The organism is Acetobacter aceti (genome assembly GCF_002005445.1).
GTDB classification, from domain to species: Bacteria; Pseudomonadota; Alphaproteobacteria; order Acetobacterales; family Acetobacteraceae; genus Acetobacter; species Acetobacter aceti_B.
Map to the genome: position 1 here is coordinate 2,852,501 of NZ_CP014692.1, position 23,957 is coordinate 2,876,457.

General features: G+C 56.6%; 25 protein-coding genes and 2 pseudogenes (1 of these 27 cut by a window edge). 7 read left to right on the forward strand and 20 right to left on the reverse strand.

All coding sequences use genetic code 11. From position 1 onward, the window contains the following. On the forward strand, nucleotides 1–678 hold the 3' portion of the coding sequence (locus tag A0U92_RS12960) for a response regulator (RefSeq protein ID WP_077814448.1). Its footprint begins 66 nt before the window's first position; the window shows 678 of its 744 coding nt (coding positions 67–744); its start codon lies beyond the left edge, outside the window; it ends in the stop codon at nucleotides 676–678. A gap of 80 nt (nucleotides 679–758) precedes the next feature. Next, on the forward strand, nucleotides 759–2,573 hold the full coding sequence (locus A0U92_RS12965; RefSeq protein WP_077813569.1) for an ABC-F family ATP-binding cassette domain-containing protein: 1,815 nt from the start codon (nucleotides 759–761) through the stop codon (nucleotides 2,571–2,573). Nucleotides 2,574–2,643: 70 nt separating this feature from the next. Here the strand turns inward: A0U92_RS12965 and A0U92_RS12970 are convergent, their stop codons facing one another. From A0U92_RS12970 to A0U92_RS12985, 4 genes and pseudogenes are all read right to left on the reverse strand, one after another. Next, nucleotides 2,644–3,912, reverse strand: coding sequence for a hypothetical protein (locus A0U92_RS12970; protein ID WP_077814449.1), 1,269 nt, complete (start codon nucleotides 3,910–3,912; stop codon nucleotides 2,644–2,646). A 192-nt stretch (nucleotides 3,913–4,104) separates the two neighbouring features. Next, nucleotides 4,105–6,003 carry a molecular chaperone HtpG gene (gene htpG, locus A0U92_RS12975; protein ID WP_077813570.1) on the reverse strand — a complete coding sequence of 633 codons (1,899 nt, stop codon included), beginning with the start codon at nucleotides 6,001–6,003 and terminating at the stop codon, nucleotides 4,105–4,107. 349 nt (nucleotides 6,004–6,352) lie between these two features. After that, a complete protein-coding gene (locus tag A0U92_RS12980; protein WP_187668767.1) occupies nucleotides 6,353–7,042 on the reverse strand; it encodes a GAD-like domain-containing protein in 690 nt (229 codons plus the stop codon). Further along, nucleotides 7,039–7,341: pseudogene (locus tag A0U92_RS12985) on the reverse strand (polymorphic toxin type 15 domain-containing protein); the annotation flags it as partial. The pseudogene A0U92_RS12985 and the gene A0U92_RS12980, both read right to left, overlap by 4 nt. A 106-nt stretch (nucleotides 7,342–7,447) precedes the next feature. Here A0U92_RS12985 and A0U92_RS12990 point away from each other — a divergent pair. Beyond that, a pseudogene (locus A0U92_RS12990) lies at nucleotides 7,448–8,202 on the forward strand (IS5 family transposase). On the opposite strand, the gene A0U92_RS12995 reads toward A0U92_RS12990, so the two are convergent. The 3 genes from A0U92_RS12995 to A0U92_RS13005 all read right to left on the reverse strand — a co-directional run bounded on the left by A0U92_RS12995 (nucleotide 8,195) and on the right by A0U92_RS13005 (nucleotide 10,055). Then, nucleotides 8,195–8,656: a hypothetical protein gene (locus A0U92_RS12995; protein ID WP_077813573.1), complete on the reverse strand. Its 462-nt coding sequence runs from the start codon at nucleotides 8,654–8,656 to the stop codon at nucleotides 8,195–8,197. The pseudogene A0U92_RS12990 and the gene A0U92_RS12995 overlap by 8 nt on opposite strands. Nucleotides 8,657–9,158: 502 nt before the next feature. Next, nucleotides 9,159–9,581, reverse strand: a complete 423-nt coding sequence (locus A0U92_RS13000) for a hypothetical protein (protein ID WP_149026470.1) — start codon at nucleotides 9,579–9,581, stop codon at nucleotides 9,159–9,161. 174 nt (nucleotides 9,582–9,755) lie between these two features. After that, nucleotides 9,756–10,055 carry a hypothetical protein gene (locus A0U92_RS13005; protein ID WP_077813575.1) on the reverse strand — a complete coding sequence of 100 codons (300 nt, stop codon included), beginning with the start codon at nucleotides 10,053–10,055 and terminating at the stop codon, nucleotides 9,756–9,758. Between A0U92_RS13005 and A0U92_RS13010 the strand changes: the two genes are divergently transcribed. After that, entirely contained in the window at nucleotides 10,056–10,475 is a 420-nt protein-coding gene (locus A0U92_RS13010; RefSeq protein ID WP_077813576.1) for a hypothetical protein, read from the forward strand. Here A0U92_RS13010 and A0U92_RS13015 read toward each other — a convergent pair. From A0U92_RS13015 to A0U92_RS13050, 8 genes are all read right to left on the reverse strand, one after another. Beyond that, entirely contained in the window at nucleotides 10,469–11,158 is a 690-nt protein-coding gene (locus A0U92_RS13015; protein ID WP_077813577.1) for a GAD-like domain-containing protein, read from the reverse strand. The genes A0U92_RS13010 and A0U92_RS13015 overlap by 7 nt on opposite strands. Continuing rightward, the gene (locus A0U92_RS13020) at nucleotides 11,155–11,925 is read right to left on the reverse strand and encodes a polymorphic toxin type 15 domain-containing protein (protein ID WP_077813578.1); all 771 of its coding nucleotides are present in this window, start codon (nucleotides 11,923–11,925) and stop codon (nucleotides 11,155–11,157) included. Before A0U92_RS13020 ends, A0U92_RS13015 begins: the two co-directional genes overlap by 4 nt. Further along, nucleotides 11,922–12,809 carry a DUF4123 domain-containing protein gene (locus A0U92_RS13025; protein ID WP_077813579.1) on the reverse strand — a complete coding sequence of 296 codons (888 nt, stop codon included), beginning with the start codon at nucleotides 12,807–12,809 and terminating at the stop codon, nucleotides 11,922–11,924. The genes A0U92_RS13020 and A0U92_RS13025 overlap by 4 nt, the downstream gene beginning before the upstream one ends. Further along, nucleotides 12,806–13,165 carry a PAAR domain-containing protein gene (locus A0U92_RS13030; protein ID WP_077813580.1) on the reverse strand — a complete coding sequence of 120 codons (360 nt, stop codon included), beginning with the start codon at nucleotides 13,163–13,165 and terminating at the stop codon, nucleotides 12,806–12,808. The genes A0U92_RS13025 and A0U92_RS13030 overlap by 4 nt, the downstream gene beginning before the upstream one ends. A gap of 24 nt (nucleotides 13,166–13,189) precedes the next feature. Beyond that, nucleotides 13,190–13,624: a DcrB-related protein gene (locus tag A0U92_RS13035; RefSeq protein ID WP_077813581.1), complete on the reverse strand. Its 435-nt coding sequence runs from the start codon at nucleotides 13,622–13,624 to the stop codon at nucleotides 13,190–13,192. A gap of 158 nt (nucleotides 13,625–13,782) precedes the next feature. Next, nucleotides 13,783–16,110 (reverse strand): xanthine dehydrogenase family protein molybdopterin-binding subunit, encoded by a 2,328-nt coding sequence (locus tag A0U92_RS13040; RefSeq protein WP_077813582.1) that lies wholly within the window; start codon nucleotides 16,108–16,110, stop codon nucleotides 13,783–13,785. After that, nucleotides 16,103–16,591: a (2Fe-2S)-binding protein gene (locus A0U92_RS13045; RefSeq protein WP_077813583.1), complete on the reverse strand. Its 489-nt coding sequence runs from the start codon at nucleotides 16,589–16,591 to the stop codon at nucleotides 16,103–16,105. The genes A0U92_RS13040 and A0U92_RS13045 overlap by 8 nt, the downstream gene beginning before the upstream one ends. A gap of 33 nt (nucleotides 16,592–16,624) precedes the next feature. Next, nucleotides 16,625–17,953: a cytochrome c gene (locus A0U92_RS13050; RefSeq protein WP_077813584.1), complete on the reverse strand. Its 1,329-nt coding sequence runs from the start codon at nucleotides 17,951–17,953 to the stop codon at nucleotides 16,625–16,627. A 493-nt stretch (nucleotides 17,954–18,446) separates the two neighbouring features. On the opposite strand from A0U92_RS13050, the gene rpmI reads away from it, so the two are divergent. Next, complete coding sequence (gene rpmI / locus A0U92_RS13055; protein WP_010669172.1) at nucleotides 18,447–18,650, forward strand: 50S ribosomal protein L35; 204 nt, start codon at nucleotides 18,447–18,449, stop codon at nucleotides 18,648–18,650. 14 nt (nucleotides 18,651–18,664) lie between these two features. Next, nucleotides 18,665–19,024, forward strand: a complete 360-nt coding sequence (gene rplT / locus A0U92_RS13060) for a 50S ribosomal protein L20 (protein ID WP_077813585.1) — start codon at nucleotides 18,665–18,667, stop codon at nucleotides 19,022–19,024. 189 nt (nucleotides 19,025–19,213) lie between these two features. Here the strand turns inward: rplT and A0U92_RS13065 are convergent, their stop codons facing one another. The 5 genes from A0U92_RS13065 to rlmN form a co-directional block, all read right to left on the reverse strand. Further along, nucleotides 19,214–19,765 (reverse strand): GNAT family N-acetyltransferase, encoded by a 552-nt coding sequence (locus A0U92_RS13065; RefSeq protein ID WP_236748141.1) that lies wholly within the window; start codon nucleotides 19,763–19,765, stop codon nucleotides 19,214–19,216. Between the two features lie 269 nt (nucleotides 19,766–20,034). Further along, nucleotides 20,035–20,427 (reverse strand): acyl-CoA thioesterase, encoded by a 393-nt coding sequence (locus A0U92_RS13070; RefSeq protein ID WP_077813586.1) that lies wholly within the window; start codon nucleotides 20,425–20,427, stop codon nucleotides 20,035–20,037. 90 nt (nucleotides 20,428–20,517) lie between these two features. Next, complete coding sequence (gene hisI / locus A0U92_RS13075; protein WP_077813587.1) at nucleotides 20,518–20,946, reverse strand: phosphoribosyl-AMP cyclohydrolase; 429 nt, start codon at nucleotides 20,944–20,946, stop codon at nucleotides 20,518–20,520. Then, the gene (gene ygfZ, locus A0U92_RS13080) at nucleotides 20,943–21,815 is read right to left on the reverse strand and encodes a CAF17-like 4Fe-4S cluster assembly/insertion protein YgfZ (RefSeq protein ID WP_077813588.1); all 873 of its coding nucleotides are present in this window, start codon (nucleotides 21,813–21,815) and stop codon (nucleotides 20,943–20,945) included. The genes hisI and ygfZ overlap by 4 nt, the downstream gene beginning before the upstream one ends. A 134-nt stretch (nucleotides 21,816–21,949) precedes the next feature. After that, nucleotides 21,950–23,131, reverse strand: a complete 1,182-nt coding sequence (rlmN, locus tag A0U92_RS13085; protein WP_077813589.1) for a dual-specificity RNA methyltransferase RlmN — start codon at nucleotides 23,129–23,131, stop codon at nucleotides 21,950–21,952. A gap of 171 nt (nucleotides 23,132–23,302) precedes the next feature. Between rlmN and A0U92_RS13090 the strand changes: the two genes are divergently transcribed. Beyond that, nucleotides 23,303–23,800, forward strand: a complete 498-nt coding sequence (locus tag A0U92_RS13090) for a peptide deformylase (protein WP_077813590.1) — start codon at nucleotides 23,303–23,305, stop codon at nucleotides 23,798–23,800. The last annotated feature ends 157 nt before the right edge of the window (nucleotides 23,801–23,957 follow it).

The following is a 23,957-nucleotide window of genomic DNA, read 5'->3' on the forward strand; positions in this document are numbered from 1 at the left end:
CTTACAGGAAGTCAGTCCCGCGGTGATCTGCTCGTCGCGGAAAGCCTGCGCGATCTGGTAACACAAGTGCCCGGAAAGCTCTCAGCCCGCCTCGAACTCTACCGGGTCATTTCCCGTAAAGCCGCCTTTCTTGAAGAGGGAGAAGACAACCGACTTCACGCGCTGTCATTTCCTCAACGCATCCTTCTCCTCCTGACCGCACTGGAAGGCCTGTCCTCTTCTCAGGCAGCCAATATCCTTGAACTTGATGAAGACACGGCAATCGCGGAAATAACCAGCGCCCACAAAACGATCCGGTCCGTCTCCCAGACGTCGATTCTCATTATTGAAGATGAGCCAATCATCGCCATGGATATCGAGGATCTGATCATTCATTGCGGACATACGGTCGCCGGCATCGCTCACACCCAGGCGGACGCGATTGCCCTGGCCAGGGAAACCAGGCCCGGCCTGATTCTGGCGGATATCAATCTCGGCGAAGGCGGCAACGGCATGGAAGCCGTGGCTGAAATCATGAAAAACATGACCGTACCCGTCATTTTCGTGACCGCTTACCCCGAGTGCCTCCTGACCGGAAACACTGTCGAACCGGCTTTTGTCATTACAAAACCGTTCGAACCTTTAACCCTCGCCATCGCTACCTATCAGGCCATTACAGGCGGGGTGCCAGTCCCCTGACCCCCAGCCTGCGTCAGATTCAGGGGAATTACCTCGTCAGGCATCTTGCATGACGGGTCACTTCCCCGCACTTTCCGCACATGGCACCTCCTCCTCTCCTTCTCCTGCAGGACATCACTCTGACGCTTGGCGGGAAACCACTGCTCGATGGCGTGGGGTTTTCAGTTTCTCCCGGCGAACGGGTCTGTCTTGTCGGCCGTAACGGCTGCGGCAAATCCACCCTTCTCCGCATTGCGGCAGGCGAGATCCTCCCCGATTCCGGAACTCGCTTCCTCCAGCCCGGCAGCACCCTGCGCTATCTGCCGCAGGAGCCTGATCTTTCCGGCTATGAAACGGCGCTCGATTACGTGATCGGCGGCCTGACCGACCCATCGCAGGAATGGCGCGCAAGCGTCATGCTTGATGCGCTGGGTATGAGTCCGATGGATAACCCCGCGACACTGTCCGGTGGAGAGGCCCGTCGCTGTGCGCTCGCTCGTGCACTGGCCGCCGAGCCGGACGTGCTTCTGCTGGACGAGCCGACCAACCATCTCGACATGCCGACCATCGAGTGGCTGGAAAAGGAACTGCTCTCCCTGCGCACCGCCATGGTCATCATCAGCCATGACAGACGCCTGCTGGAAACCCTGTCACGCAGCGTCGTCTGGCTTGATCGCGGCACCACGCGCCGTCTTGATCAGGGATTCGAGCGATTCGAGACATGGCGTGAAGAGGTTCTGGAGCAGGAAGAACGGGACGCCCACAAGCTGGACCGTCAGATTGCACGCGAAGAAGACTGGATGCGTTACGGCGTCACCGCCCGCCGCAAGCGCAATGTGCGGCGTGTGGCGGAACTTGCCGCCCTGCGCACCGCCAGGAAGGACGCCGTCCGTCCTCAGGGAACAGTAAACCTTACCGCACAGACCGCTTCGAACTCCGGAAAACTCGTTACAGTCGCAGAGCAAGCCTGCAAAAGCTGGGGTGATCGGCCTATCGTGCGCAATCTCGACCTGCGCCTGCTGCGCGGTGATCGCATGGGCGTAGTCGGGGCGAATGGAGCAGGCAAAACCACTCTGCTGCGCCTGCTGACCGGGCTGGATCAGCCCGACAGCGGCACTGTGACGCTTGGTCCATCCGTCGCGATGGTTACGCTCGACCAGCAACGCAAAACACTGAACCCGCAGCAGACTCTGGCCGACACACTGACCGGTGGTGGTGGAGAAATGGTGCAGGTCGGCGACGAAAAGCGCCACGTCATCGGCTATATGAAGGACTTCCTGTTCCGTCCCGAGCAGGCCCGCACCCCTGTCGGACAGCTTTCCGGTGGAGAGCGTGGTCGTCTGATGCTGGCCTGCGCTCTCGCTCGCAAGTCAAACCTGCTGGTGCTCGACGAACCGACCAACGATCTCGATCTGGAAACGCTCGACCTGCTGCAGGAAATGCTGTCGTCCTATGACGGCACTGTCCTTCTTGTCAGCCATGATCGTGATTTCCTTGATCGCGTTGCGACATCCACTCTCGCCGCAATCGGCGGCGGCGAATGGATCGAATATGCTGGTGGCTACAGCGACATGCTGGCTCAGCGTCACGGAGAGGCACTGGAGCAGCGCACAGCAGCCCCTCAGGAGCCCGCTGTTTCTTCTCCCGGCCCTGCGGCAACCAATACGGCCAGGTCCGGCACCCGCAAACTGACCTACAAGGATCAGCTTGCGCTGGACAAACTGCCGGGACAGATCGCGGAAACCGAAGCCAAAATTCTCAAATTGCGGGCGGCACTGGAAGATCCTGATCTTTACACCAAAGACCCAAAAGGTTTTGCCAGACACAGCGATGCGCTGGATGCCGCGGAACGGGATCTGACGACCGCCGAAGAGCTCTGGCTGGAACTGGAAACCAGGCGCGAGGCGTTGCAGTAAGACTGATCGCAGAAGAAGACAGGCGGCGCTAAAGGACACTCTCCACCATTTACGCCTGACTGTTCCGCAGTCAGGCGGTCCATGTCCTGACGCAGGACTCCACATCCAGCACGATCCCACCCTTTGCGACAATCTGACCACAGGCATAAGGGCCAAGCGCACCGGCGGCGGTCAGAAAGACGGCACCCGGATACGGCACCCAGATCTCATCGATCTGGTTCAGCATGTCATCCAGACTGCCCCTGTGCAGGAACACGTCATTCACTGTCCCGAAATTGCAGATTTCCGCTATTTTGGCCGCAAGCCCTGCCTGCGTGGTGACCACTCCGGCAAAAGGCAGCCCGCCCAACAGGGAGCGCAAACCGGGATCTGCTTCAGCAAGGGCCGACATCGTATCGAGCCCCGCGCACGGTGCGTAACGACCTGTACGGACCTCCCGGTCCTGCTCGGCAAAAAAGCCGAAATGTTCCCTGTCGTCCTGCAAAATGACCGATGAAGGTAGGCAGAGGATGGCAGAATCCCGTGCGGCTTCCCGGTACACTCGCCCCAGCCTTGCCTGTGTGCTGGCGGCACAGTCGATAAAAGCCGTATCTGACATCCTCTGCCACACGGCGTCGGCCATCTCTGTAATTTCCACGGCTCGCAATAGCAGAGAGGCGTGAAGACTGGTTGCACACACGACTTTCGCTTCGTCGTATCCCATGCTGACCAGAGAGAACGGATCGCCAGCCTGCAAGGCGCTCTGAATCATCGCCGCCACACGCTGAGGCGAGAGCCACAGTTCGGATTTTTTGGCCTCTTCCAGATCCTGCAACAGGATTCTGCGCTGGGATGCCTTCGCCAGACGGGCGTTGGCCAGTTGGCTGTAGAGCGAGATTCGTCCTCGCTGGGGCGCAGCCAATTCATCAAGAAAATCCGCGCTGTCGATCAGTTCGTCATACCGTCCTGTTGCTTCGAGACTACGGATATAGTTCCAGGCGGAAAAACGCTCCCCACTGAGACCATGCACCACATTGCGGAGCAGAGGGAGCGCCTCCTCAAATCGACCATCGTTGACCAGGGCTGCGGCGATGTCTGCGTCCTGCGCCTCATCACGCATTTCAGTGCGCAGAAGCAGGTCGCAGATCGTTTTCCGTTCCTGAGCGTTGGCCGTTTCAGACGCCTTCAGCAGAATCTGGCGCAGAAAACGGACGTCCGGCCATTTCTCGAACGCACGACTACAGTCAGCAATGACCGCCCCCATGTCGCCCTTTTCCAGATCATGCTCCGCCCGCGTCAGCGCGGAAGTGAAACTTTTTTCAGAAGCCCCGGTCAGATGCTCTGTTCCGTCACCGCTCAAGATCCGTTCCCTCACCGAATAGAATCGCCAGACAGAACGTCCCATGGTCACACGCGTTTCTGGCAGAACGCAAACAGAGCCCAACAATCAGCAGCTAACCTTAATTTAGGCTAACGATACGGATGATCATAAAAAAAACGGATGGAGCATAACTCCATCCGTCTGCCCGTATCGGGGCCGTGAAACGCCCGCTTACTCGCCCTTCGCCGCCACAGTCAGAAGACCTGTCAGACGCTGCGCAAAAGCGGTCGGGTCCTTCGGATTTTCGCCGTCCTGAATACGGGCGACATCCAGAAGCACGCGGGCCAGATCAGCCAGAGCCGGGCTTTTCTCAGCCGCCTTACGCGCCAGTTCGAGCACCAGAGGATTGCGCGGATTGAGTTCCAGAACCGGAGCCGATTCCGGCAGCTTCTGACCGCTGCGCCGCATCAGCTTCTGCAACTGAAGGTCCGGACCATTCTCGGACGCCGCCAGCACAACGGCGCTGGACACCAGACGATCCGTGCCGCGCACATCGGACACTTCGCCGCCCAGCGCCTCTTTCAGCGCCGGAAGCAGGATGTCCATGTCAGCGGCTTCACCCGTCGCGGCTTCGCCTTCGACAGCGAACTTCTCAAGATCGGCCGCACCCTGTGTCACGCTCTTCAGCGTCTTGCCTTCAAAGCTGGTCAGACGATCCGGCCAGAAAGAATCGACCGGCTCGGACAGCAGCAGCACTTCCAGACCACGCGCCCGGAAGCCTTCAAGCTGCGGCGAGTTGGCGACCGCATCCTCGTTGTCGCCTGTCAGATAATAGATCGCCTCCTGCTCGGGCTTCATGCGGCTGATATAGTCGGCCAGCGTGGTCCAGCCGGCCTCCGGCTTGTCCTCTTCCGCCTTCACGGCGCTGGAACGGAAGCGCGCCAGACCGGCCAGTTCCGTGCGATGCTCGGCGTCTTCCCAGATGCCTTCCTTCACGATGGAACCAAAGTTTTCCCAGAACTTCAGGAATTCAGCATTGTCTGAAGAACGCTTCTTGATCTCGTTCAGCATACGCCCCGTCACGGCCTTGCGGATACGGGCCAGAACCGGCGTCGCCTGAAGCATCTCACGCGAGACATTCAGCGGCAGGTCTTCCGTATCCACCACACCGACGACAAAGCGCATCCATGCAGGCAGCAACGCAGCATCGTCCGTGATGAACATCCGCTTCACATGCAGGCGAATCTTGCTCTCGCGGGCTGGATCACCGAACTCGAACGGACGTGAGCCGGGAATGAACAGCAGCGCGCTGAACTCGATGGTGCCTTCCGCGCGCCAGTGCAGCGTATCCCACGGTGTATCGAAGTTGTGGGATACGTGACGGTAGAAGTCGTTGTACTGTTCTTCCGTCACTTCACTCTTCGGCTTGCGCCACAGAGCCGTGCCTTCATTGGCCGGGCTTTCCTCGCCGTCCTTCACGATGGTCACCGGCCACGCGATATGGTCCGCCCACTTGCGGATGATTTCCTGCAAGCGCCACGAATCAAGGAACTCGTCAGCGTCTTCCTTGATGTGCAGGGTAATATCCGTGCCCGGCTTTTCGCGGGTCGCCGGCGCGAGTTCGTAAGATCCCTTTCCGTCCGACGTCCATTTCCACGCCTCGTCCGAACCGGCGCGACGGGAGACGACTTCCACGTGATCCGCCACCATGAAAGCGGCATAGAAACCGACGCCGAACTGACCGATCAGATTCGGCTTGTCCTCGGGGTTCGCACTCTCGAGTTCCTTGCCGAACGCGCGCGTGCCGGACCGGGCGATGGTGCCGAGGTTATTGACCAACTCTTCCCTGGTCATGCCGGTGCCATCGTCGGTGATGGTCAGCAGGCGGGCGTCCTTGTCCGGATTGATGCGGATTTTCGCGTCTTCAGGGAGCGCGCGGGCGCCATCGGTCAGCGCCTCGAAGCGACGGCGGTCGGTGGCGTCGGCGGCGTTGGCCACCAGTTCGCGGAGGAAAATCTCGCGTTCGGAATAAAGGGAGTGAACGACAAGGTCGAGAAGCCGTCCGACTTCGGCGCTGAATTCATGCTTTTCAGCCGAGGAAGACGGGTTCCTGGTGTCCTGTTCGGTCATATAATAAATATCCTTCTGCTTTCAGTTCATTCAAATGCAGTCGTCGAGCGACTGTAGCCTGTCGGAATTAGTCCCTCTTTAGAGGGCACATCAAGACACTCATTTGCACCACAAAATGCAAATGCAGCGCTATACATGGTGTCAGTCAATCCTAATGACAGGGGGACAAAGGAGTAAATTGTCACCCCATTGCACCAGTGTCATGGCTTATGTCTTCGGGTCAAAATGCCGGAAAACCAGCAACCGCACTTTCCGGCCTCACCCGAGACGGACGGAATCTGCATCATCGCCAGTTCCGGGAATGCAGAAGTGAGGGGATTATTCTCCACTTCAGAATGCTGACCCTTGTCTATTGTGTCCCGAGTTCCTGCAGGACACGGACCTTATGATTTTCAAGATCGATGTATCTCAGTTTAATCGGAGCAAGCTGGGAAACCATCCGGAAATAAGGAAGCGCCGGACGTTTATGCACCTCATCCAGAATTTCAAGACCACCAAGCTCACGGGCCGGGACAAAGCCATAACATTCTCCGTATGTCAGAGGGCCGAGTTTCTTCAAAGCCCGTTTGAAAAGTGGAGCCGCCTTTTCTGTTCTTTCAATATAGTCGTAACTTTCTTTATCAACCCCCATAAGTTCTACAGCAATACTTTGATCTGGTGGGAGTATTGGGAAATCCTCATCGAGATGTTCTGTATAGGCAATTTTCCCGTAAATATTCACCGAAAGAAAATAATTCCTGTTATTCCAGATCAAAAGTTTTCCGAATGCGGAAAACCCTATCAAGACAGATTCCTTCGGTGGAAAATCAGGGTCTCCATCAAGAATGAGACTGACAAGTTCCTGATATTTATCCGGACGGCATAGCTGAAAATACCCATCAAGCCACAGGCCGGTCCCGCACTCTTCCCAGAAATCAAGCATCGTCTGCGGAACCAGGTCAGCATAAGCCGCCAGAACGTCAGCAGGAACCTGCTCTCCTCCAACAGGACGACCAAATTTTTTCAGAATATATTGAAAAATATCCGATAGCTCTATCATGATACTCCGTTCCCCTCGTCGCAAACCTCTAAACGTACATCCATCGTCTTTTTTCCTGCCTTCAATGCTTTTTTGACCGCATTGACCAATGCTTCCCGGCATCGCCCCTTACTCCACGCGCTGCCTACACGGCGGTTGGCTCCACGAGGGCGCATTGCCATGTGCTCAGCATCTTCCTCATGACCGCCGACAATCGAGTCCAGAATATGCGCTGCATCCAGCTTCTTCATCCGTTCGAGAGTCTCACTTTCTGCCTCCTGCTTGGCTATTTTAGGGCTGATACCTTGGCGCAATTTTTTCTTTTCTACGGCGTGTCGTCAGTTAAGTCCTGAGTGTGGCGCATGAGGGTTGTACTTTCTGTCTGCCTGTTGTGTCTGTTTCCCCGGTTTTGAGGGAGATGGATGAATGCGGCGATACGGTTTGCGCGACGACCAGTGGGAGCGGATAAAGGCTCTTCTTCCCGGTCGTGAAGGTCATGTCGGCGGCACGGCTGCGGACAACCGTCTGTTTGTGGAGGCCGTGCTGTATCGCTATCGTGCAGGCATCCCCTGGCGTGACCTTCCTGCCCGCTTTGGCGACTGGAAAAACAAACATCGCCGTCTGCGCCGCTGGCGCGAAAGTGGTGTGATTGAAAGGATCTTTCGTTATCTGGCGGCAGATCACGACAACGAATACATGATGATCGACAGCACGATTGTGCGGACGCATCAACACAGCGCCAGAGCCCTGAAAAAAGGGGCACGGATCAGGCCATCGGACGCTCACGAGGTGGACTGACGACGAAGATCCATGCCATCTGCGATGCGCTCGGTAATCCGGTGGAACTCGCCCTCACACCGGGGCAGGATGCCGATATCACCCAGGCGGAACCGCTGCTGGAAAACATCGATCCGGATGCCTTCCTCGCCGACAGGGCCTATGACGCAGACAGACTGATCGACCGTTTGACAGAGCGCGGGATTACTTCGGTCATCCCGCCAAAACGCAATAGAACAACACGACGCAAAACAGATTTCGCTCTTTACAGGGAGCGAAATCTGATCGAAAGGTTTTTCAATAAACTCAAACAGTTCCGCGCCATTGCAACCCGCTACGACACATTGAAATCGACCTTCCTCGCAGCCGTTCAGTTCGCTTCAATCATCATCCTGCTTAAATGACGACACGCCCTAATATTCCACTCTCTTTTTTGTAATAGTCATTCCTCGTCTCAGTTCTATCCTGAGCATCATTCTCCGGCCTGTATGATCCCGTATCGTCTTTTCTGGCCTGTGCATCGGCAAGACGCTTATCCATCTCTTCAGGCGACAGGTCATTGATGAACTTCTGCTGTTCATCCAGCTCCTTCTGCGTTTCCGCCCGGTCATCCGGCCCGTTACCACCCGGAAAACATGGAATCTCTCCACACTCAATGCAGGGCTTATCGGAGGCTTTATCCTTCAGAGCGGTGTCTGCCTGATGGTTTGCGTGCTTTAACGCCCCGGACGTCGCAACAACAACGCCGAGAGCAGCAGCCGCAAGAAGCCACTCAGCCGGCCCAAGCTCGGAAATCCGCTCATCTGTCAGAAAGCGGGGAAGATTGCTGAACCCGGCTCCGTCCATTGCTGCGAACACGGGCTAATCGGGCCACAGGGCAATCCTGTCGCACAGCGTTCGAATATCATTACCACTCATGACGGGTCGTAAAACGGCGTAACCAACGAGGATACCAGTCGCGGACAGAGATTGCCGCCGCCGTCATGTTCGGTGCGGTCACCTATCCGCGCGGCTGGTTTGCTGTTGATAAGCATCTACGCCGAGTCTGCGCTTATTTTATTCAGCAAACCATCACAGGTCGTCCCCAAGACAATCGTCAGCAAAGCCCATCCTGTCTTAGAGCCTGATCGAGATCATTTTGAATAATTTCAGCATATTCTGAATGAAATGTACCACGCCTACCAAGTTTGCAAGAAATAAAAATCAATAATTTCAAGTAACAGAGAAACTGATACGCTTGAAAGTGATTTAAACGGCGTAAAAATATATGGAACAGACACTTAGGAGATAGCCTGAAAAATGTTCAAGCTCCGCTACTGATACCAAAAACGATATCAAATCCGATGAATACGAGGCCTTATTAATCATCATCTCCATCCGTGATTACCCGATCAGAAGGACGCAAAGGTCTAGCCTCAGCTAGCAGTGCATCATGCGCCCCTTTCGCGAATATACCGAACCATTTATCGGGACTTCCTAGAGGACACATATTAAAAGACAAGCCGAATTTATATGAATCTATACCACCAATTAAAGCTCCTAAATTAACATCTTTTTTCTCTATAAAATTAAGAAACAAAACAGGATCTTCCTTAAGTATATTCTTTTCAAAAAAAATCAACTCACCAGAATCTTCTGTAAAAGACATCTCCATTAACGTGTTTCCGCTAAATTCTAAAGTAGGGACTTTAATTTTACCTCTTTGCTCCCTAACTCTTCCGTCTCCAAATACCCTTTCTCTCTCGGGTTTCCCATAAAGTTTTTCAACATTCTCTCGGGTCATGCCAAATTTTAGGTCGTTGACTCCAACATAAGGAGTAAATATCCATCTCACTCGTATTTTTTCTCTTCAACGAAGGTTTATACTGGATTGACTTGACTAGATCATGCGCTTTGTTTTTTGTTTTAGAAAATTATTGAAACAAAAAAATCACGGCGGATTGTTTTTATAAACATCTCAGTTTTTCTGAACACATCTCGCATATTCAATAGCTTCTTTGATCGTATCCTTGTGTTTATCATACATAGATGTTCCATCCTGAAATTTTATTGATTTCAAATCGTCTATGTCCACCTGAAGTACTTCCATATATTTTCCTTCTTTTATCAATTTAGCCTGCTGTTTTCTATACTCTTCCGCTACCCGAGATGATCCCCAACTGGCAGTATCTTCATGGTCAGCTTTATCCATCTGGATGGCTGGCCCCTTTTCCCTTGTTGGGCCTCCTCCACTTTTACTCGCTGAATTCGCTGGCATATGGTGAGATTCCAGCTTCGTCGGATCCGTGTTTTCATCAGTTTTCTGGAACCTGTCCTTCCTGTTCTCGCGCTGCTTCGTCTCTCCGTGCCTTCCGCCCCGATAGTCTCCTTCACCCCGCCCAACAGCCCGGCCTGCAGCGCCACCAACGACACCGCCGACTTTGCTGCCAATAGCGCCACCAACTCTCGCTCCAAATCCACCGGGCCGCTCATGACGCCCCCCTATGCACGGGCGCTTTGGCTGCCGCCTCCACCATCCGTGCTTGCCGGCTTCCTTCGGACACGGACGGAAACCACCATTCGCGTTCGCCGGCTTCCCCGAGACGGGCGGAATCTACATCATCCCAGTTCCGGGGATGCAGAAGTGAGGGGATTATTCTCCACTACCCACTTCAGAATGCTGCCCCTTGTCTATTGAGCCCCGAGATCCCGCAGGACACGAACTTTATGATTTTCGAGATCAATGTATCTCAGTTTAATCGGAGCAAGCTGGGAAACCATCCGGAAATAAGGAAGCGCCGGACGTTTATGCACCTCATCCAGAATTTCAAGACCACCAAGCTCACGGGCTGGAACAAAGCCGTAACATTCTCCGTATGCCAGAGGGCCGAGTTTCTTCAAAGCCCGTCTGAAAAGCGGAGCCGCCTTTTCTGTTCTTTCAGTATAGTCGTAGGTATCATCATCAATACCTGAAAGCTCCGCTGGAAGTTCTCTATTTGGCTGCAATATGGGAAAATTTGAATTTAAGTGACTAGTGTAAGCAACTTTATTATATAACGACAAAGAGAGAAAATAATTTGTGTTATTCCAGATCAAAAGTTTTCCAAATGCGGAAAACCCTATCAAGACAGATTCCTTCGGCGGGAAATCAGGATCACCATCAAGAATGAGACTGACAAGTTCCTGATATTTATCAGGTCGGCATAGCTGAAAATACCCATCAAGCCACAGGCCAGTCCCGCACTCTTTCCAGAAATCAAGCATCGTCTGCGGAACCCGGTCAGCATAAGCTGCCAGAACTTCCGTAGGCACCTGTTCTCCGCCAATAGGACGTCCAAACTCTTCCAGAACAAATTGAAAATCTTCTGATAATTCTATCATGACACCCCGTCTCCCTCTTCGCAAACCTTCAGATGCACATCCATCTTCTTCTTTCCCGCCTTCAATGCTTTTTTGACCGCATTGACCAATGCTTCCCGGCGTCGCCCCTTACTCCACGCACTGCCTACACGCCGGTTCGCTCCACGAGGGCGCATTGCCATGTGCTCAGCATCTTCCTCATGACCGCCGACAATCGAGTCCAGAATATGGGCAGCATCCAGTTTCTTCATCTGCTCAAGAGTTTCACTCTCTGCTTCCTGTTTGGCTATCTTGGGGTTAAGTCCTTGCTGTCGTTTTTCTCTCTCTAAAATTTTCTTTGTCTCATTGTAATATGCTTTCCTCGTCTCAGTTCTATCCTGAGCATCATTGTCCGGCCTGTATGACCCCGTATCATCCTTTCTGGCCTGTGCGTCGGCAAGACGCTCATCCATCTCCTCAGGCGACTGATCGTTGATGAACTTTTGCTGCTCATCAAGCTCCTTCTGCGTTTCCGCCCGGTCATCCGGCCCGTTGCCACCGGGAAAACAGGGAATTTCTCCACACTCGATGCAGGGCGTATCGGAGGCTTTATCCTTCAGGCTGGAGTCCGCCTGATGGTTGGCATGGTTTAACGCCGCAGACGTTGCAACAACAACACCAAGGGCAGCAGCCACAAGTATCCATTCAGCCGGCCCAAGCTCAGAAAAAGCAGCTCCTGCTACAGCAATACGAGCAGCAAGACCTTCTGCGAGCGCTGGAGACGCTATCGGAACGGCAGCAGCACTCATTGTCTCTCCAGCCCCTCGTTTCTACTTTGGGCCATCTCCTCCATAAATATTTTCAGAACAGAATCAGCCTTGTCGTTTTTTAACTCAATCACTCTCTCAATTGCTTTTTGCTTTGCAAACCGCCCCTCAGACATCAACTGAAGCCACGCCAGACGCCCCTGTCCGGCTTCAGTCTTCAGCCCCCATGCCTTCCCCACTTTTTCCGCCTCTTCCACGAAGCCTAATAACTCCGTGTCATCCATCTTTTTCGTCTGCTCCAGCGCGGTCTCCCGCAAATATGCGACGATCTTGCGCCGGGATCGCAGGGTCATACCGTCCGTGATGGCATCCATCTGCTCCTTGGTGAAACTCAGTGGACCTTTTGCGGGCTCTGGCCAATCCATCCGACGTTTCGCTTCCAGCACGCCTTCCGGCACACTGACCACAAGAGACTGCGCCGGACCGAACATCCGCGCCCGCTGCGCCGGTGTCATCACTGGCAGTGTCAAAACCACGGTCTTCGGATCAAAATGCCGGAAAACAACCATTCGCGTTTTCGGGCTTTTTCCGGGCGCGGATGGAATCCGCACCATCGTCAGACTGCGTAGATGCCTGTGGAATTCGTCCGCACCGCACGGCGCGTTCCAGAAAACAGAACCGTCCGGAACATCCCGCAAGGTCAAAAACGTCTCCAGCCGATCGCGCGGAACAATCGCCATAAATGGCCCGGCGCGGCCGACGTCTCCCGGCCTGCGATCGAGAAACAACGGACGGAAGGGAATCCGTTCATCTCTCAGAAAGCGGGGAAGATTGCTGAACCCGGCTCCGTCCATTGCAGCGAACACGGGCTGGTCGGGCCACAGGGCAATTTTGTCACGCAGCGTCGGAACAGCATCTCCAGTCATGACAGGTCGTAAAACGGCGTGTCCAGAGAGGACGCCTGTCGCGGACAGGGATCACCACCGCCCGTATCTCCGATGAAGACATTTCCGCTTCCGCCAATGATAACGCCGCCATGTTCGGTGCGGTCGCCCATTCGGGACGCTGGTTTTCCGTTGATAAAGACCGTGGCAGAACCCTCGCTGATTTTGTCTGGTGGCCCCTGACAGGTTGCCCTGTCACCCACACGGGCGGCGGGGCGACCATTGATGAACACATTCGGCGAACCAGTAACGACGGGACCGCCCACATGAGGCATCTGCGCTGTCGTTTTCGGACAGGTGTGCATATCCGTCAGCCGTGCGGCGGGCTTTCCTGACATTCCCGTTTTCTCCCGGTCTGGTGATCAGACGTTTTCACCAGTCTTATCTGGATGAAATCCTTTGATAAATCCATTCAGGGCGTCAAGCTGGCTTTGCGTAAACATACCCTGAGCCAGCGCGGCCATGACCAGAACAGTCTTTCCGGCCAGCAGGTAAAGCCGCCTTTCATCTGCACGGCTATCAGCGCTTTCCAGCGTCCCGGCAGTGATGAAACCTTCAACTCCTTCATGGAGGTATGGTTTCTTCCACGACAGGGCGTAGCCCTCTCCATTGGTCTCACGTGTAGTAATTGCTTCAGACACATAGTCCGTCAGCCCGCTTCCGTCAGGCAAGGGGGAGCGCGTGACGACAATGCTGAAAACCTGTCCTTCATCTGGCGTCAGGGTGAAGGCAAGAACACTGTGATCTTGTGTTCCTTCGGGAAGATCGAGGCTGAACCCTGGAATGCGATAAGTCATCCCGTCACATTCCTTGTTGCGCTGACCGGTCTCCCGTGCAGGACCGGATCGCAAACCCGCAGAAGATCAGATCTGTTTGACTGTATTCCATTAAGATGGATTACAGAAAAAAAGGGAGCAGAGACAGGCCCTACTCCCCTTCACAGCACGATCTGAGATCAGGCCGAGCCTTTTTCCTTCAGCGCCGCCAGCACGTCTTCCGGACGGACAGGCATATGCCGCAGGCGGACACCCACCGCATTGAAGATGGCGTTGCCGATGGCCGCGCCAATGGTGGTCACGCCCGGCTCTCCGAGACCCATGGGCTTTTCCGTGCTTTCGACAAACTCGATGTCCATCTCCGGCACGTCCGGCATCCGCAGCGGCGTGTAGGTGTCGAGATTTCGATCACGGCAGACGCCGTTCTCGATCTCGCTGCCTTCACTTAGCGCCATGCTGAGGCCCCAGAGCGCCCCGCCTTCCGTCTGCGCCAGCGCGCCGTCCGGATCGACGATGGTTCCGGCATCCAGCACCAGCCAGATCTTCTCACAGGTGACGACACCCGTTGCCCGATCCACATGCACCCGCACCGCACCGGCGGTCCAGGTCGGCATGCCGCGTTCCTGACCGAAGGTGGTCGCCATGCCCAGCGCCGTGTCTTTCGGGAGCGGCTTGCCCCAGCCAGCCTTCTCGGCCAGCCGTTTCACAACAGCTGCCTGACGCAGTGCGCCACCGTTGGAATCCGGAGCCTGACCCTTGTTGCGTCCGTCCGGCCCATTGCCGTTCAGCAGTTCCAGACGGAGCGCGACCGGATCTTTACCAAGGGCATGGGCCACTTCATCGATAAAGCTTTCCTGCGCCCAAGGCGTCCAGCCCGCGCTCACTGAACGCAGCCAGCCGGGACGGAAGGTTTCCTTCGCAAGATCGTTGCTGATTGCACGGACGCGCATGGCGCCGAAATCGTACCAGCTATCCGCACCCGCAATGGCGAACTGATCGTAAGGCTTGCCGTCCACGCCCTTTTCCATGAACGCACTGGCCATCACTTCGGTCGGCCAGCCTGCCGTCGCATGATGTTCGAATCCGACGACGGTGTTTTTCTCGTCCAGCGCCACACGCACTTTCTGCACGGACGGCGAGCGGATTGAGTCGAACTGCATGTCATCGGAGCGCGTCAGGATCAGCTTCACCGGCTTGCCGCCAATGGCCTTGGAGGCCAGCGCCGTCGGAACTGCATAGTCACCGTTCAGACGACGACCGAAACCGCCTCCGAGCAGATAGCTGACCATCTTCACTCTGGCTTCAGGCACGCCGAGCGCCTTGGCGATGACCGGCAGGAACAGGGTCTGCCACTGGTTACCGCAGTGAATTTCCCATGTGCCGTCCTTCAGCCGGGCGATCGCGTTCATCGGCTCAAGCTGATAGTGCATCACCGAAGCGCAGGTATATTCCTGCTCCAGCACGCGCTTCGCGCCCTTGAACGCCTCATCGACGCCTTTGTCGTTGAAGATCATGGTGCCGACATCGGATTTGCCGATCAGCTCGCGTCCGCGATCCTGAATCTGCTTTTCCGTGACGTTCGCGGTCCTGCCCGGCGTCCACTCGACTTTCAGCAGGTCCGTGGCGCGGATGGCGGCCGGATAGCTTTTCGCCAGCACGACAACCCAGCCCGGAACCGTCTCGCTGGGATCGTCCAGCGTGATATAACGGATATAACCCGGAACCTTCTTCGCCTCGGTGTCATCTACCGAGACAACCTTGGAGCCGTAGCGGGTCGGCGGCATCTTCGGACGGCCATAGACCATGCCGTCGATTTTCGCGTCGATACCGTAGATCGCCGTGCCGTTGGTCTTGGACGGAATGTCCAGAGACTTCACCGGCTTGCCGATCAGGCGACGCTCCGAAGCCGGCTTGAGCGGTAGAGCCTTCATCTGGTCAGGCGTGAAACTGCGTGTCGGCTTCGCTTTGGCGACGATGTCACCAAAGCTGATGGAGAACGAGCCACCAATCACATGACCATTCCGGGCATGGCAGGAAGAGGCTGGAATCCCCAGCAGCTTCGCGCCTTCCTCGACCAGAATGGTCCGGGCGGCAGCGCCGGCCTGACGGAACACGTCCCATGTCATCCAGACAGACCATGAGCCACCCGTGACCATCAGGCCCCATTTCGGGTCCGTGTCCACATAGGTGATCTTCACCTTGTCCCAGTCGGCTTCCATTTCGTCAGCGATGATCCGGGCGAGCGCCGTGCCGATATGCTGGCCCATTTCCGCGCGGATGATGTTGACGTTGATCGTCCCGTCCGGCGCGACCGAGCACCAGATGTTGGGCTCGAACTCCGGCGGCGGCAGGGGCGCGCCGAGCGGATAGGTCTGCGCGGCCTGCGACTCACGGGCGAAACCGAACAGGAAGGAACTGCCGACGGCAGCGGAGAGGAAGCCACGCCGGGACAGGCCGCGCCCTGCGGCCCGGTCCTGCTGGGCGGCAATGCGTTCGAGCTTACCCATTGGAGTGATCTCCCTCCGTCTTCGCCGACTTCATGGCGGCGGCGGCTTCCTTGATGGCCTTGCGGATACGGATATAGGTCATGCAGCGGCAGAGGCTGCCGCCCATGACGCCGTCGATATCCTCATCCGTCGGATCGGGATAATCGCGCAGCAGGCTGGCGGCCTGCATGATCTGTCCCGACTGGCAGTAACCGCACTGCGGTACCTGAATCTCCTGCCACGCTTCCTGAAGCGGATGACGACCTTCCGGGTCCAGCCCTTCGATCGTGGTGACATCCGCGCCTTCGATGGCGGAGACTGGCGTCACGCAGGAACGGGTCGCCCGTCCGCCGACATGCACGGTGCAGGCGCCGCACTGGCCGACGCCGCAACCGAACTTCGTGCCTGTCAGCCCGAGATCGTCCCGCAGAGCCCACAGCAGAGGGGTGTCTTCCGGCACGTCGAGCGAGACGTCACGGCCATTGAGTTTGAATTTGATCATGATACGGCTCCGTGATCCCAGCTCATCCGAGGCTCAGTGCGAGGAATTGACTGGTGGTTCCACCAGCTTGCGGGCGTCAGCAGCTTTCTTCTCCAGATCCGTCCATGGTGGCAGGGTCGTGCGCGTGCGGCGCAGATAGGCGGCGATACGCGCCATGTCGTGGTCGCTGAGCGCATTGTAGAAACTCGGCATCGCGACGCCGCTCTGGCCTTCCTTCGCCGTCAGGCCACGCAGCATGACAAGGTAAAGGTTGGTCGGCTCTTTCAGCCACAGCGCATTGTTGAGCGCGAGTTCAGGGCGTCCGAGAACCGGCGCGGGCGCCGCGTTGTAATGGCAGGCTCCGCAGGCGCCCTGATAGAGACGCGCGTCCGGGTCCGTGCTGAAACCGACAAGATCCTTCTTCGAGTCCGTCATGGCCTGCGCAATGGCCGCCTTGTCACCGGACACACGCTCGGCCGCATGGGCCTTGTCCGCGAAATAATAGGCAATGGCGTGAACATCCGATTCCGGAACGGTCGCAAGGAAGTCATGCGCGACAGGCGACATCGGGCCGCCAGCCGGACCGTGCAGCGGCGCAACGCCGTTACGGAGATACTGATACAGCTCGTCTTCGGTCCAGACGACAGGCGTCGGGTTGTTCTGGTTCAGCGGCGGAGCAATCCAGCCATCAACCACACCACCGTCATATTCCTGACCCGGCACCTTTTCCGCACCGGCAAGATTGCGGGGCGTATGACAGGCGCCACAATGGGCTGCGCCTTCGGCCAGATAGGCGCCGCGATTCCATTCCGCATTGTGGTTGGGGTCCGGCTTGTAACGACCGGGCGTGAAGAACAGCATTTTCCAGCCTGCAAGACCCAGACGGGGCGCGATGCTCAGCGGAAAGCCATTCGTGCGGTGGGTCATATGCACCGCCGGGCGGGTCATGATCCACGCATAAAGGTCCGAGATGTCCTCGTCGCTCATCTTGGTGAAATGGTCATAAACGAACGCAGGCAGCAGATGGGAGCCGTCACGGGACACGCCATACTGGAGCGCACGGCGGAGGGCTGCTTCCGACCAGTTGCCGATGCCCGTCTCCGGATCCGGCGTGATGTTGGAAGAGAAGATGTCGCCGAACGGCGTCTCCATCTTGTAATCGCCGGCCAGCGTCGGACCGCCGCCATTATCCTGACGGGTATGACATTCAACACAGTAGCTCTCAGCCGCGACAATGCGACCGCGCTCAATCTTTTCCGCTGAAAACTGTCCCGGCTGCACAGGGGCGATCTTGGGAATGGCTGGCCACCAGGCGTACCAAAGAAACCCTGCTCCGGCGATAGCACCGACGCCCGCAACGCCTGCAAGTATGCGTTTGATCACTCTCAACCCTCACTGCCGGAAAACCGACCGTCTTTCACAATGGAAAGCGACACGCATCCGCCACGAAAACTCTGTTCAGGCATTTGTGTCACTCTGCGCCATCTTTTAATAGAGGCATAAATCCGAGTGTGGAACCTCAAAACAGGAATATGATCTATGTCATGGCAGAATTTTTAATACCGAAACGGCGTAATGACCTTTTAAGGCACCCGGAAGTGAACAAATCGTCTATATCCATATGAATATAGATGTATCATTACTATCTTGACGGCCCTCGAATATTCATTTCCTGCACCTTCACCGGGCCTGAGCGGCAGGATGAGGCCAAAATGCCCGTGGCGCGCGGATAATATGGATAAAAGACTTGAAAGACAGGGCGCTGTTCTGTATGAGCGCCTTTCCTTCACGCGTCCGGGCCTGTGGGGCATGCCCGGCCGTGCTTTGCTGTTTTCTTTCTTCGGAAGGAAAGCAGCCTTACGTCAAGGAGACTGAAATGCCCAAGATGAAGACGAAATCGTCGGTCAAGAAGCGGTTCAAGATCACCGCGACCGGCAAGGTGCTCTGCGGTCCTGGCAACAAGCGCCACGGCCTTATCAACCGTTCACAGAAGATGAAGCGCACCAACCGTGGTCCCCAGACCATGACGGAAATGGACGCCAAGACTGTGAAGCAGTGGGCCCCCTACGGGCTGGCTTGAGGAGCACTTTATAAATGGCACGTGTTAAGCGGGGCGTAACGACGCACGCCCGTCACAAGAAAGTTCTCAAGCTCTCCAAGGGCTTCCGTGGACGTTCCTCCACGAACTATCGCATTGCGATGGAGCGTCTCGAAAAGTCGCTTCAGTACGCCTACCGCGATCGTCGTAACAAGAAGCGCGAATTCCGCGCCCTGTGGATCCAGCGTATCAACGCTGCCGTTCGCGAGCATGGCCTGACCTACAGCCGTTTCATCAACGGTCTGGACAAGGCTGGCATCGAGATCGACCGTAAGGTTCTGGCAGCCATCGCATTCGATGACGCCGCCACTTTCGGTGAAATCGTAAAGAAGGCTCAGGCTGCTCTCGCTGCCTGACTGCCGCCTTCAAAGACGCCATAAGAAAGCCGCCTCTCCGGGCGGCTTTTTTTATGGCATTCTTCAGATGCGCTGACTTTGCAATCTTCCAGAAACAGGCCCGATCCGGGCTCGGCTCCAGGCGAACCGGAGCATGGGAGCCCCATTCTCATTTTTAGAACTATAGCCGGGCAGGCCACGTGCTGTTCATCAGGCTCTTTTACGGCCCACAAGGCGCTGCATCGCACAGCGGCTACCGTGGAGAAAACCATGTCGGCTTTCTTCTTCCAGAATCGCCTTAAGCCCATTGTCCAGTTCATTTCCAGCAAGCACGACGAACCCCTTTCTGGCGTAAAAGGGCGCATTCCAGGGCACATCGCAAAATGTCGTCAGAGTGATTGCTGTCAGATGATTCTTCTCGGCCCACACTGCAAGTGTCTCAAGAAGAGCTGCTCCAATACCGTTGCCCTGCATGCACTCCACAACTGACATTTCCATAATATGCATGCGCACGCCTTCCCTACGGGTGCTCAGAAACGCCACCGGATTGCCTGTCTCATCAACTGCGACCCAGCATGTCTCCGCAGCGATACAGGCCTCATGCCTTTTTTCTGATATGGGTTCGTCATCAGCAATCCATGCAAGAGACGGAATATTGCGGAAGGCCTGAGCGGCGGACCTCTCGATATCAGGCAGCAGAGCAGCGTCTGCATGTCGAGCCTTGCGAATACTGAAAGAGAGTGTGGGCTTTACCAGTCTCACGATCGCTTCTGTCCTGATACTCCGTGTCCGTTTCCCACCCTGGCGACGCGGAGTCAGTGTGCCTCAACTGAAAATATTGATGGAGGAGTCAGTGTCTCCAACAGTCGCGCGCAGGCCGCAAATGCGCTGTGTGCTAGCCGGATGAACGTCTAAGCACACATCCATTCAGGAACTGATTGAAAGAACATATGTTATCTCGTGATGGCGCAGGGGAATCGCCGGTCTTCCGGCCGAAGCCGACACGATCATAAAAAATCCCATCGCAACATTTAAGCGGCAGGAATCTCTACCGGCCGGTTATCCTCACCCACCGCCACAAACACGAACTTTCCATGTGTCACCAGTTGCCGCTCACTGGACTGCCGCACACGCCGCCACGCCTGCACCCCAATCGTCATGGACGTGCGGCCGACCTTGAGAATGTCCGTATAGACCGACAGTTCATCGCCCACCGCCATCGGCGCAAGGAAGGAGACGCCGTCAATGGCGACTGTCACCGTTTTTGAACCAGCCCGCATGCCCGCCGCCGAGCCGGCCGCCAGATCCATCTGGGACATCACCCACCCGCCAAAAACATCCCCTGCGGCGTTGGTATTGCTCGGCATGGCGATGACACGGATGGTCAGTTCACCCGATGGCTCTTTGATCTCGTTTGACAGCATGGACGTCCTCACTTTCGCCTGGCGTAGCGATATCGAGAATGAGCGAAAAGGATGCCGTCGGCAACTGACGTCCTCGTTGGTTGCGCTCTGTTAGGGGCCGTAAAGCGCTTCAGGTGTAACGAGGGGATCCGAAATCGTCTTCAGCCCTTCCGGCCCGAACTGCCGGTAGAAACAGCTCCGCCGTCCTGTGTGACAGGCCACACCTGTCTGATCCACCAGCAGCAGGATCGCATCGCCATCGCAGTCAAGCCGTGCTTCGATCAGTTTCTGCACCTGACCGGATGTCTCGCCCTTGCGCCACAGCGCCTTGCGGCTGCGCGACCAGTAACAGACCTGCCCTGTCAGCAATGTTTCCCTGAGCGCATCGCGGTTGAGCCATGCGACCATCAGCACTTCACCGCTGTCATGCTGTTGCGCAATGCCGCAGACAAGACCGGACGCATCAAACGCAACACGTTCCAGTTCACTTTCCACGGATTCAGCCGTCGGGCGGATGGTTTCCTGTTGAGCGGTTTTCACGGTGATACTTCCCCCAGACCAGCGGCCTGACTGTTTTTCTCTGCTGCCTGCACGGTCGCAAACCATGTGGGCACGCGCGGCACAATCCGGTGGCCTTCCGCTTCCAGATGAAGGTCTACAGAGTCGGGCTTCAGAAACGCCAGACCGCAATGGTCGTGACTGGAGCGGATCTGCCCGATTTCACGGCCGTCGGCGGTCACAGCCGTTCCCGGCGCAGGCAGAACGGCTTCGGACGCGACAGGCACCAGCCGCCGCTTGACGAGACCACGGTAGTGGGTCCGCGCTGTCATCTCCTGCCCCATGTAGCAGCCCTTGGTCCATGAAACGCCGTTGAGCAGATCGAAATTGGCCTCCAGAAGAAGAGTCTTTTCAGCCTCACAGTCCCGGACACCATCAGGCAATCCGAGCACGAGACGGTGCAGGTCATATGTCGCAGCATCCGCTTTCGCGGCGGCTGACGGTTCCAGCATGAGGAGACGCCATCCCGCTTCCGGGAGGCGCGGGTCCGGCACGACAATCGCGTTTTCCACGGTCGCGACATCAGGCAGGCCACCCCATGCCGCATGAACGACAAGGCGGGTTTCCTGAATGCTCACGTCGGAGCGAAGACGGAATCTTGAAAGCGTTGCAACCAGCATGGCGCTCTGCGATGAGGCGCAGTCGATCAGGAGACAGGGCTCGTCAGGATCAGCGATAATGAAGAAATCGGCTTTCCAGCGTCCCTGCGGTGTGAGCAGAGCGGCCCATACGGCCTTGCCCGGTTCCACAGTTTCTACATCGTTGGACACCAGTCCCTGAAGGAACCTGACGCGGTCCTCACCTCTGACGGCTATCACCGCCCGGTCAGTCAGGTGAGTAAAATAAGTCATTGTCTATCTCCCGGAGGTCTGTGACCTCGTCGTTCCTGTAGAGGCGTCCGGAAGATTGGTCTTCACCCCACTCCATACAAGTGACAAGTTCTACATTTTCAGGAAAGGAATCTCACTTTCCTATTAGTGACACTCTAAATTTCCTCGCGAATGGGTCTGCTTCTCTCGCTGGCGGTCTTCAACTGCCCGCAGGCCGCCAGAATATCACGTCCACGCGGCGTACGGATCGGCGAGGCAAAACCGGCATCCATGACGATCTGGGCAAATTTCGCCTGCTGCTCGCGGGTTGAAGGCTTATAGTCACTGCCGGGCCAGATGTTGAACGGGATCAGGTTCACCTTGGCCGGAATACCACGAATCAGGCGCACCAGTTCGCGGGCGTCGGCCTCGCTGTCATTGATGCCGCGCAGCATTATATATTCAAACGTGATGCGTCGTGCATTGCTCGCCGCCGGATAGCGACGGCAGGCCGCGATCACTTCCTCGATAGGATATTTCCGGTTGAGCGGCACGATCTGGTCACGCAGGTCATTGCGGACGGCATGCAGCGACACCGCGAGATTGATCCCGAGTTCATCGCCGCAGCGATCCATCAGCGGCACGACACCGGACGTGGACAGTGTGATGCGCCGACGCGACAGGCCGATCCCCTCCCCGTCCATGATGATCCGCATGGCCTTGGCCACATTCTCGTAATTATAGAGCGGCTCGCCCATGCCCATGAGAACAATGGTGGAAAGCAGGCGTGGCGTATCACCCTTCAGGCTGGGCCATTCATTATAGGAATCGCGCGCGGCCATGAACTGGCCGACGATTTCCGCCGCGCCGAGATTACGCACCAGCTTCTGCGTGCCGGTATGGCAGAAGGTGCAGGACAGAGTGCAGCCCACCTGCGAGGAAATGCAGACCGCGCCACGATCCTCACGCCGATCCGGGATGTAGACCGTCTCGGCTTCCTGCCCGTCGCGGAATCGGAACAGGAATTTGCGCGTCTCGTCCTGTGAGGTCTGCACGACCGCAGGCTCCGGTCGCCCGACAATGAACCGCTCCGCAAGCTTCTGCTGAAGCGGCTTGGCGATACTGCTCATCTTCGTGAAATCGGTCACGCCCTGATGGTAAATCCAGTGCCAGAGCTGCTTGGTGCGGAACGGTTTCTCGCCAATGGCGACCAGTTCTTCGGTCAGTTCCTCGCGCGACAGCCCGACAAGGTCGCGGCGACCATCGGCAAGCTGGATCGGCGGCGGTGAGAACAGCGCCGACTTCGCGAGAATCCGCTCCCGGTCGGCGGCGTCAAGCGCGAAGTCCGTGTCGCTCATAACCTTGTCTCTTCCTGTTCAGTCGAAAATGATCGTAAACGCGGGCTCCTACCACGGGCAGCCGGGAAATTGGAGAAAAATCGGCAACCGCCGCGCCATGCAGGCATTGCTCTTCCGGACAGCACCTCATTAAACAGCAGATCCCTGCGCCTTATCCAGATAGAGACCGCCATGGCCCTGCGTCCGATTGTGACCTTCCCCGATCAGAAGCTGCGGCTTGTCGCCAAGCCCGTCACCTGTTTCGACGAGGCTCTCCGGTCTCTGGCCATGGACCTTCTCGACACCATGCGCGCCGCTCCGGGAATAGGGATTACCGCTCCCCATGTCGGTGTTGCCCGGCGTGTCGTCGTGCTGGAGCTTCCCGATGCGCCCACACCACAAATCTACGTCAATCCAGAGATTATCGAGATCTCGAAGGAGACAATCCGTCTGGAGGAAGGCAGCATTTCCATGCCGGGCGTCACCGGTCTGGTCGAACGCTCTGCCCGTGTCCGCGTCCGCTATCAGGATATGGAGGGCATCGGGCACATTGAAGATGCGGAAGGGCTCCGTGCTGCCTGCCATCAGCATGAGATCGATCAGTTGAACGGCCAGTTCTGGACCCAGCGCCTCTCACCGTTAAGACGCGGAAAAGTCATGGCCCTGTTTGAGAAACTTCGCCGTCGATAATGTAGTCACCGGCAACGCCACCCACAGCATGCGTGTTCCCGGCCGCTGGAATATGACTTTCACGTATTATGTAACGCCCACATACATTGATTAAGGCTCGTGACCATTCGTTACGCATTTACATTTATCAGTCATTGATGTGATAGCGTCCCGACTT

What these genes read in the sequence shown, in the direction of transcription:
- A0U92_RS12980 (WP_187668767.1), bottom strand. Translation starts at nt 7,042, where the DNA reads ATGATAGAGCTATCGGATATTTTTCAATATATTCTGAAAAAATTTGGT.
- rlmN (WP_077813589.1), bottom strand. Translation starts at nt 23,131, where the DNA reads ATGAGCGACACGGACTTCGCGCTTGACGCCGCCGACCGGGAGCGGATT.
- A0U92_RS13035 (WP_077813581.1), bottom strand. Translation starts at nt 13,624, where the DNA reads ATGACTTATCGCATTCCAGGGTTCAGCCTCGATCTTCCCGAAGGAACA.
- A0U92_RS13010 (WP_077813576.1), top strand. Translation starts at nt 10,056, where the DNA reads ATGGTGAGATTCCAGCTTCGTCGGATCCGTGTTTTCATCAGTTTTCTG.
- A0U92_RS13020 (WP_077813578.1), bottom strand. Translation starts at nt 11,925, where the DNA reads ATGAGTGCTGCTGCCGTTCCGATAGCGTCTCCAGCGCTCGCAGAAGGT.
- ygfZ (WP_077813588.1), bottom strand. Translation starts at nt 21,815, where the DNA reads ATGACTTATTTTACTCACCTGACTGACCGGGCGGTGATAGCCGTCAGA.
- htpG (WP_077813570.1), bottom strand. Translation starts at nt 6,003, where the DNA reads ATGACCGAACAGGACACCAGGAACCCGTCTTCCTCGGCTGAAAAGCAT.
- A0U92_RS13005 (WP_077813575.1), bottom strand. Translation starts at nt 10,055, where the DNA reads ATGCCAGCGAATTCAGCGAGTAAAAGTGGAGGAGGCCCAACAAGGGAA.
- A0U92_RS12965 (WP_077813569.1), top strand. Translation starts at nt 759, where the DNA reads ATGGCACCTCCTCCTCTCCTTCTCCTGCAGGACATCACTCTGACGCTT.
- A0U92_RS13070 (WP_077813586.1), bottom strand. Translation starts at nt 20,427, where the DNA reads ATGCTGTCAAACGAGATCAAAGAGCCATCGGGTGAACTGACCATCCGT.
- A0U92_RS13000 (WP_149026470.1), bottom strand. Translation starts at nt 9,581, where the DNA reads ATGACCCGAGAGAATGTTGAAAAACTTTATGGGAAACCCGAGAGAGAA.
- rpmI (WP_010669172.1), top strand. Translation starts at nt 18,447, where the DNA reads ATGCCCAAGATGAAGACGAAATCGTCGGTCAAGAAGCGGTTCAAGATC.
- A0U92_RS13025 (WP_077813579.1), bottom strand. Translation starts at nt 12,809, where the DNA reads ATGACTGGAGATGCTGTTCCGACGCTGCGTGACAAAATTGCCCTGTGG.
- A0U92_RS13015 (WP_077813577.1), bottom strand. Translation starts at nt 11,158, where the DNA reads ATGATAGAATTATCAGAAGATTTTCAATTTGTTCTGGAAGAGTTTGGA.
- rplT (WP_077813585.1), top strand. Translation starts at nt 18,665, where the DNA reads ATGGCACGTGTTAAGCGGGGCGTAACGACGCACGCCCGTCACAAGAAA.
- A0U92_RS13040 (WP_077813582.1), bottom strand. Translation starts at nt 16,110, where the DNA reads ATGGGTAAGCTCGAACGCATTGCCGCCCAGCAGGACCGGGCCGCAGGG.
- A0U92_RS13090 (WP_077813590.1), top strand. Translation starts at nt 23,303, where the DNA reads ATGGCCCTGCGTCCGATTGTGACCTTCCCCGATCAGAAGCTGCGGCTT.
- A0U92_RS13045 (WP_077813583.1), bottom strand. Translation starts at nt 16,591, where the DNA reads ATGATCAAATTCAAACTCAATGGCCGTGACGTCTCGCTCGACGTGCCG.
- A0U92_RS13030 (WP_077813580.1), bottom strand. Translation starts at nt 13,165, where the DNA reads ATGTCAGGAAAGCCCGCCGCACGGCTGACGGATATGCACACCTGTCCG.